At 69.7% G+C, this 7,980-nt stretch carries 9 protein-coding genes; 6 read left to right on the forward strand and 3 right to left on the reverse strand.

Annotated elements, in window-relative coordinates; genetic code table 11:
* Window positions 1-23: 23 nt before the first annotated feature.
* Window positions 24-446, reverse strand: a complete 423-nt coding sequence (locus L810_RS09550) for a RidA family protein (RefSeq protein WP_042973913.1) — start codon at window positions 444-446, stop codon at window positions 24-26.
* Between the two features lie 160 nt (window positions 447-606).
* On the opposite strand from L810_RS09550, the gene L810_RS09555 reads away from it, so the two are divergent.
* A complete protein-coding gene (locus L810_RS09555) occupies window positions 607-1,044 on the forward strand; it encodes a hypothetical protein (protein WP_021158181.1) in 438 nt (145 codons plus the stop codon).
* An 82-nt stretch (window positions 1,045-1,126) separates the two neighbouring features.
* Window positions 1,127-1,318: an oxidoreductase-like domain-containing protein gene (locus L810_RS09560; protein WP_021158182.1), complete on the forward strand. Its 192-nt coding sequence runs from the start codon at window positions 1,127-1,129 to the stop codon at window positions 1,316-1,318.
* A gap of 78 nt (window positions 1,319-1,396) precedes the next feature.
* Here the strand turns inward: L810_RS09560 and L810_RS09565 are convergent, their stop codons facing one another.
* Window positions 1,397-2,857, reverse strand: a complete 1,461-nt coding sequence (locus L810_RS09565) for an MFS transporter (RefSeq protein WP_021158183.1) — start codon at window positions 2,855-2,857, stop codon at window positions 1,397-1,399.
* Window positions 2,858-3,027: 170 nt separating this feature from the next.
* Here L810_RS09565 and L810_RS09570 point away from each other — a divergent pair, with 170 nt between their 5' ends.
* Both L810_RS09570 and L810_RS09575 read left to right on the forward strand, forming a co-directional pair.
* The gene (locus L810_RS09570; protein WP_021158184.1) at window positions 3,028-3,900 is read left to right on the forward strand and encodes a LysR family transcriptional regulator; all 873 of its coding nucleotides are present in this window, start codon (window positions 3,028-3,030) and stop codon (window positions 3,898-3,900) included.
* Window positions 3,901-3,973: 73 nt separating this feature from the next.
* Entirely contained in the window at window positions 3,974-4,294 is a 321-nt protein-coding gene (locus tag L810_RS09575) for a DUF7660 family protein (RefSeq protein WP_021158185.1), read from the forward strand.
* A 151-nt stretch (window positions 4,295-4,445) separates the two neighbouring features.
* On the opposite strand, the gene L810_RS09580 is transcribed toward L810_RS09575, so the two are convergent.
* On the reverse strand, window positions 4,446-5,348 hold the full coding sequence (locus tag L810_RS09580) for a LysR family transcriptional regulator (RefSeq protein ID WP_021158186.1): 903 nt from the start codon (window positions 5,346-5,348) through the stop codon (window positions 4,446-4,448).
* Window positions 5,349-5,446: 98 nt separating this feature from the next.
* On the opposite strand from L810_RS09580, the gene L810_RS09585 reads away from it, so the two are divergent.
* Window positions 5,447-6,430, forward strand: coding sequence for an NAD-dependent epimerase/dehydratase family protein (locus L810_RS09585; RefSeq protein ID WP_021158187.1), 984 nt, complete (start codon window positions 5,447-5,449; stop codon window positions 6,428-6,430).
* Between the two features lie 132 nt (window positions 6,431-6,562).
* Window positions 6,563-7,954 (forward strand): RtcB family protein, encoded by a 1,392-nt coding sequence (locus L810_RS09590; protein ID WP_042973906.1) that lies wholly within the window; start codon window positions 6,563-6,565, stop codon window positions 7,952-7,954.
* Window positions 7,955-7,980 lie beyond the last annotated feature (26 nt).

The raw sequence follows: 7,980 nt of genomic DNA on the forward strand, positions 1-7,980 counted from the left end.
GTCCGGCGCGGGACAGCCGCGCTTCACGCGCGCGGTGCGGGCCGGCGAAAACGCGCGAGCGGAATTTCGGCGACGGCGGTGATCTCGATCAGCAGGTCAGGATGGTAGAGACGTTCGACCTGGACGGTCGTCGTCACCGGATAGGGCGCGGCGAAATACGTGTTGCGGATGTCGCCGGCCTGCATGAAGGCATCGATGTCGGTCGCATGGTGGACGAGCGAGATCACGTCCTGCATCTGCCCGCCCATCGCGGCGAGCACGGCGCGGATGTTGTCGAGCGTCTGCCGCACCTGCATGCGCATGTCGCCGTGGCCGACCACCTGGCCGTCGCGGTCGAGCGCCACTTGCCCCTTCAGATGCACGATCCGGCCGTCGCCCTGGATCACGGCCATCGAGAACGCGCCGAACGGCGCCCAGACTTCCGTCGGATTCACTGCTTCGGCCATCACGCGGCTCCTGTGGGGCGGCGGCTGCACGGCTTGCGGCGAGCGGCCGCGCAACGGAGGCGCGCCGTCGACAGCACCGCTCGCTTCGTCGACAATCGCGCCATTATGGATGAACGCGCGGCGACGCATGGGGCGTTGTTCCGCGATCAAGACGACACACATGGACGATATCCGCGTCATCAAGGATCGTGCGGCGCTCGACGGCACCGCGTACGTCGAACTCATGGGCGGGCCGTATGCGCGCACCTGCTGGAATGCCGGGTCGCTGTTCTTCGACGAGGAAGTGTTCGGGCTGCTCGAGGCGGCAATCGCGCGGCAGATCCCCGACTACGACCATTACGCGTTCAACGCCGTCGGCATGGCCGACTGGCTTGCGATCGTCGCCGAACTGGCCGACACGGGCAGGAGGCTCGGCAACGCCGCGCAGCGCACCGACGCGCTCGACCGGCTCGGTTTCATTTTCAGCGGATCGCGGCAGGCTTTCGTCGCGCGTCTCGACGCAAGCTGCGCCGCGCTGGCCGGCGTGATCGCGGAAGTCGACGCGTGGACACGCGACGTTCGGCTTCGCCACGACCAGGTGACGATCCTGGGGATGTGACGCGGCGTGTGCGGGGTGTCACCGCCGACAGGCCGGGCGGCATCCACTTATACTGGATCTTTTCCGCCATTCGATTTTCGCCGTGCCCACGCCTGCCCCCACCGATCCGTCCATCGACGATCCGCGTCCGACCCCGCCCGTACAGCCCGAACTGGAAGACTGCTGCAACAGCGGTTGTTCGCCGTGCGTTTTCGACCTGTACGACGAAGCACTGGCGCGCTATCGCGTCGAACTGGCCGAGTGGGAAGCGCGGCATGCGCAGCGCAAGCCATGACGACACGCCCGATGCCGGCAAGCGGTGCGCACGTGCCGCGCGTCTCGAGCCGCGCCGGCAGTGCGCACCGGTTCCGCGTCACGCGCCCGCATGCAGCCGCCGATGCAGCGGCCCGAGCATGGCCGACAGCGCGATGCACGCGAGCAGCACGGCCGTCAGCGCGAACATCGACGTTCTGAAGCCCTGCACATAATCGAGCGCGGCCGGATGCGTGCCGAGCCGGGCGAAGAACACGCCGCCGAGCGTCGCCGCGCCGACGGCCGCGCCGATCTGCAGCATCGCGGTGACCATGCCGGACGCCACGCCCGCTCGCGCGGTATCGACTTCCGCGAGCACGATCCGCACGACCGACGGCAGCACGAGGCCCTGGCCGACACCGATCGCCGCGATCCCCACGTAGAAGCCGGGGCCCGGCGCGGCCGCACCGGCAAGCGCGGCGGCCGTCGCGACGCCGGCCGCGAGCATCGCGAAACCGAGCGTGAGCACGCGATAGCCGCCGAACCGGCCGACGAGTCGCGGCATCAGCAGCGGGCTCGACAGGAAGCCCAGCCCGAGCGGCAGGATCGCGAGCCCCGATGCGAGCGGCGACCAGTTCAGGCAGCCCTGCAGATAGATCCCGTAGCTCAGGAAGAACGCGCTCAGCGTATAGAACAGGAACGCCAGCACGAGCCCGAGTGCGACGACCGGGTTCCGGAACAGGCGCACGTCGAGCAGCGGATCGTGGCCGCCCGCGAGACGGCGCGCCTCGACCGCCAGCAGCGCGCCGAGCATCGGCAGCGCGCCGACGAGGCACGCGACCATCCAGAGCGGCCAGCCAGCCTCGCGCCCGTGCGTGAGCGGGTAGACGAGCATCAGCAGGAACAGCGACAGCAGTGCCATGCCGGGCACGTCGATGCGCTGGCCGCGCGGCGGCCGGCTTTCCGGGATGAAGCGCCAGCTGCCGACCAGCGCCAGGATGCCGATCGGCAGATTGACGAGGAAGATCGCGCGCCAGCCGAGCCCGAACGGATGCAGGCTGATCAGCGCACCGCCGCCGAGCTGGCCGATCACGGCCGCGAGGCCGAACACGAAACCGTAGAAGCCCATCACGCGCACCTGCTCCTGCGGGCTGAACACGCTGCGGATCGTCGCGAGCACCTGCGGCGCGAGGATCGCGGCGAACAGGCCCTGCAGCACGCGGCCGCCGACCAGCACCGCGCCGCTGCCGGCGAGCCCGCACAGCGTCGACGCGACGACGAAGCCGGCCATCCCGATCATGAACATGCGCTTGCGGCCGTACAGGTCGCCGAGCCGGCCGCCGGTGATCTGCACGACGGCGTTCGCGCACGCGTATGCCGACACGACGAGCTGCAGCTCGGCCGGGCGCGCGCCGATGCCGTCGCGGATGGCCGGTAGCGCCAGATTCACAATGAAGTAGTCGAGCGGCGGCAAAATCGCGCCAACCAGCAGGACCACCAGCGCCCAGCCGTGGTGGCTGCGCGGTGTCGCCGCGGCGGCCGTGCCGGCCGGGCCGCAGGGGGCAAGGGTGTCGTGGGTCATGGAAACCAGTCCGAAGAAACAAGGGCCGTATCCAGGCCGGACGCGGCGTCGTGAGCGCCGGTTCGGCCGGGGGCGGGCGATTGACCCCCATTCTGGGTGGTGGCAATGAATCGGAAAAGCGGGAATTGGTGGTAGCATCCATCGGGTTATTCGATGGATGGAGAAGGGCGATGCGCGGTTTCGACCTGGATCAGTTGCGTACTTTCGCGGCGGTCGCGGATGCCGGCAGCCTGACGGCCGCCGCACCGCTGCTGCACCTGTCGCAGTCGACGGTCAGCGAGCAGGTGCGCAAGCTCGAATCGCGCGCCGGCGTGCCGCTGTTCGTGCGCAGCAAGCGGGGCGTCGAGCCGACCCCGGCCGGCTCGCGGCTGCTGCAGCACGCGCGGCGCATCGTCGCGCTGAACGAGGCCGCGTTCGACGAAGTGCGCGGGCAGGCGATCAAGGGCGAACTGCGCGTCGCGATCACCGATTACTACCGGACCAACGAAGTCGCGGGCCTGCTGGCCCGGCTGCGGGAGTGCTACCCGCAACTGAGCCTGCACGTCAGCGCGATGAAGAGCGCGGACATCGAGGCGGCGCATGCGCGGGGGCAGGTCGATCTCGGCGTGGTGATGAACCTGTCGAGCGGGCCGTTCCGGCCGGCGTCGGCCGATAGGCGCTGGGTGCTGCGGCGTGGGCCGCTGTCGTGGGTCGCGTCGCCCGCGCTCGCCGAGCAACTGCCCGAGCCGTTGCCGCTCGTGCTGCTGCCGGACGACTGCATGATGCATCAGGTCGCGGTGCGCGCGCTCGACGAGCGGCATATGCCGTACCGGCTCGTGCACAGCGCGTCGGGGGTCGCGGGGCTGCAGTCGATGCTGGCGGCGGGGCTCGGTGTGGGCTGCCTGTGCGCGTCGGCGATCGGCGAGGGCATGATGCGGCTCGGCGCGAAATACCGTCTGCCGCCGCTGCCCGATGCGGTGTTTTCGCTGACGCCGCCGATGCCGGGCGAACGCGAAACCGTCACGCAGGCGCGCGAGGTGCTGTCGCGGCAATTGCTGATGTAGAACCGAGGAACCGTGGAACCGGGCCGCGCGATGCGCGGCGGCGCGTACCTGAGAGGCGCGCCAGGAGAAAAAAATGAACGACGAACTGCAACGCCAGATGGCCGCGAAGCTGCAGGATGCGCTGGAGCGCGTGGTCGACGAACGCTCGCTGATCCACTTCCTGCGCGTGCTCGGCCACGACTGGAGCATGGAGCGGCAGCTCGAGGCCGACCTGCCGCCGTCGCCGTATGCGCGCGCCGCGCTCGGCTGGGAAAACCACTCGATCGGCGAGTACCTGGACGCGATGGTCGACTGGGCCGAGGCATCGGAGGAAGGGCTGCGCTACTACGACCTGCCCGACAATCCGTGGCGGCGCATGGCGGACATCCTGTTCGCCGGGAAAAGCTACGAATAGCGCCGCTCGGGCGATTCGTTTGCTTCACGTTCGCCGCTTCGAATCGCTCAACGGCTCAACGGCTCAACGGCTCAACGGCTCAACGGCTCAACGGCTCAACGGCTCAACGGCTCAACGGCTCAACCGCCCAACCGCTCAACCGCCCAACCGCCTATTCGGCCGGTTCGCCGTTCACATACGCACGCAGCCCGTCGGCCAGCGCATCGAACACCGCACGGCAGCGCGGGTTCGTGCGCAGGTCCTCGTGCATCACGACCCACGTTTCCAGCTGCATCGCGGGCCCGTCCGGCAGCACGCGCACGAGCCGCGCGTCCCGTTTCGCGAGCCCGGTCTGGCAGAAGCCGATTCCGTAGCCGGCGCGGATCATCGCGAGCTGCGCCAGGTTGCTGTCGGTGCGCAGCGAGAATGCGTCGCGCTTCCACATCGGCATGCCGCGGCCTGCCGAGCGGATGAACGGCGTGACCGTGTCGAAGCCGATCAGCGCGTGATGCGCGAGTTCGTCGATCGTCGCGGGCGCCCCGTTGCGCGCCAGGTAGTCGTCGCGCGCATACAGCGCGACATCGATTTCGCCGATGCGCCGCGCCACGAGCGCCTCCTGCGCGGGCGGCGCCATCCGGACCGCGATGTCGGCCTCGCGCTTGAGCACGTCCTGGATGCGGTCGGTCGGCACCAGCTCGATGACGAGCCCCGGATGGTTGCGCCGCAATTGCGCGAGAACCGCCGGGAGCACTTCGACGGCGATCACGTCGCTAGCCGAGATCCGCACGATGCCTCGCACGCCGGCGCCGTGGCTCGCGGCCGCCCGCTCGAACGCGGCGGCCGCGCTGCGCAGCGCCTCCGCATGGCCGCGCAGCGCGAGCGCCGCCTCGGTCGGCAGCAGGCCGGACGGCGAGCGCGTGAACAGCGTCTGGCCGAACGCGGCCTCGAGTGCCGCGACGTGGCGGCCGGCCGTCGGCTGCGTGATGCCGAGCGCCCGCGCCGCGCCGGACAGCGAGCCTTCCGTCAGCACGGCAAGGAAGGTGCGGTAGCGTTCCCAGTTCAGATCGGTGGTCATGCATAAATGTATAGCTGATCCATTGTGTTCGGCAATTCCTTGATAGCCTCCGGCGCGCCAGAATGCGTGTCATGACGGTTCATTCAAGGAGAGCGGCAATGACGAACCACGCAGGCGGGACGCAACGGCAGGCGCTCGTGCTCGGCGCAAGCGGCGGGATTGGCGGGGAAGTCGCGCGGCAGCTGCGCGATGCGGGCTGGCAGGTGCGCGCGCTGAAGCGCGGGCTCGACGCCGACACCGTGGAGCGCGACGGCATCGCATGGATGCGCGGCGACGCGATGGACCGCGACGCGGTCGTCCGGGCCGCGCGCGGGTGCAGCGTGATCGTGCACGCGGTGAATCCGCCCGGCTACCGGAACTGGGCCGGGCAGGTGCTGCCGATGATCGACAACACGATCGCGGCGGCGCAGGCGGAGCAGGCCACCGTCGTGCTGCCGGGCACGGTGTACAACTATGGCGCCGATGCGTTTCCGGTGCTGCACGAAGATGCGCCGCAGCATCCGTCGACGCGCAAGGGCGCGATCCGCGTCGAACTGGAGCGCCGGCTGCAGGATGCGGCCGCGCATGGCGTTCGCACGATCATCGTGCGCGCAGGCGATTTCTTCGGGCCGAGGCTCACCGGCAACAGCTGGTTTGCGGCGGGGCTCGTCAAGGCCGGGCAGCCGGTGGCGGCCATCAGCGTGCCGGGGCGGGACGGCGTTGGGCATCAGTGGTCGTATGTGCCGGACGCCGCGCGCACGATGGTCGAGCTGATCGAGCGGCGCGACACGCTCGAACCGTTCGCACGCTTTCACCTCGGCGGGCACTGGGACGAGGACGGCACGCAGATGGCGGAGGCCGTGCGCCGTGTCGCGCAGCGGCACGGGCTGCGTCCGACGGTGCGCAAGTTCCCGTGGTGGTTCGTGTGGGCCGCGGCGCCGTTCGTCACGACGCTGCGCGAATTGCTCGAGATGCGCTACCTGTGGCGCGAGCCGATCCGGCTGGACAACACGCGGGTGACCGCGGTGCTCGGCCGCGAGCCGGTCACGCCGCTCGATACCGCGATCGAGGCGACGCTGGCGGGGCTCGGGTGTCTCAAGTGAGCAACGGGGGCGCGCGAACGCAATCGCGTTCTGCTATGATCCGCGCTCCCTTCCTCGACGCTGCTGCAGGAAGGTACCCACGACCGCCGGAATGCCGGAGGTCGCGTCGTACCTTTTTCATTTTCAGCAGCGATGTCTACTTTTCCTCGTTTAAAAAAGGCCTTGCAACGGCAAGGCATCCGTGTCGACCATCACGCCGGCATCTATCACCTGCGCAATGAACTGGCGCAGGCGTCCGTCCTGTTGCCCGCTTCGCTCCCGCTCGAGGAGAAGGCCGTCCAGCAGTTGCTCGCGTTCGCGGCCGTCCGTTCGCCGGATGGCCATCAGCGCGTATGCAAGGCCTGCGCGACGCCGGACTTTCATCCGGGCGGGGTCGCGCCCGTCGGCTCGATCGTCGCGACCGACGACGCGTTCGTGATTCCCGCCGCGATCGGCACCGATATCAACTGCGGGATGCGTCTCGTCACCACGGGCCTCAAGCGCTCGGCGCTCGCGCCGTTCGAGACGGCGCTCGTCGAGCGGCTGACGCGCGCGATTCTCGCCGACCGGCGCGACGTGCCGGTCGGCAGCGATGCCTTCCGCGCGCTGTTCGACGCGGGCCCCGCGGCATTCGTCGATCGCGTCGCGCCGCAGGGGCTCTGGGCGCACGTCGACCGCGACCGGCTCATCGACGAACTGTCGTCGTGCATCGGCCTCGACCGGTTCGACGGCAGCGCGAAATACGCGCCCGACGCGCATGTCGGGTCGCGCGAGGTATTCCGCGACCCTTGCCTCGGCACCCCGGGCTCGGGCAATCATTTCGTCGAACTGCAGGTGGTCGACGCCGTGCTCGACCGGCATGCGGCCTACCGGGCGGGACTCGCGAAGGACGACGTCGTCGTGATGATCCACAGCGGTTCGCGCGAGGTCGGCTTCTACGTCGGGCGACGCTGGATGGACCGGGCGCGCGCGGCATGGCCGGTGGGCGTCAGGCATCCGGAAAGCGGCCTGTACGGCCTTTCCGGCGAGCTGGCGCGCGACTATCTCGTCGCGATGGGCACCGCCGCGCGTTATGCGTGGCTCAACCGTGTCGTGCTTGCCGAGATGGTTCGCAAGGAACTGGCGGAGCTCACCGGCGAGACCCGTTCGGCACTCGTGGTCGACGTGCCGCACAACGTCGTGCTGCGCGAAAACGGGATGAATGTCCATCGCAAGGGGGCGACCCCCGCCCGCGACGGCGATCTCGCGCTGATTCCCGGATCGATGGGCGATGCGTCGTTTCTCGCGACGGGGCTCGGTCATCCCGACTGGCTGTGGTCGTGCAGCCACGGCGCCGGCCGCAGCGTGCGCCGGCAGGCGGTGCGGCGGATGCGCGCGGAGCAGGCGCCGGGCACGTGGCGCTGTGTGACGCTGCGCGACGAGCGCCGCATCGAGGAAGCGCCGGAAGCCTACAAGCCGATCGGGCCCGTGATCGACGCGCAGGAACAGGCCGGCCTTATTCGCAGCGCGGTCCGGTTGAAGCCGTGGGTCACGTTCAAGGCATGACGGGCGGCGGGGGCGGCGCGCACGCC

This window comes from Burkholderia sp. AU4i (assembly GCF_000466765.1).
Lineage (GTDB): Bacteria > Pseudomonadota > Gammaproteobacteria > Burkholderiales > Burkholderiaceae > Burkholderia > Burkholderia cepacia.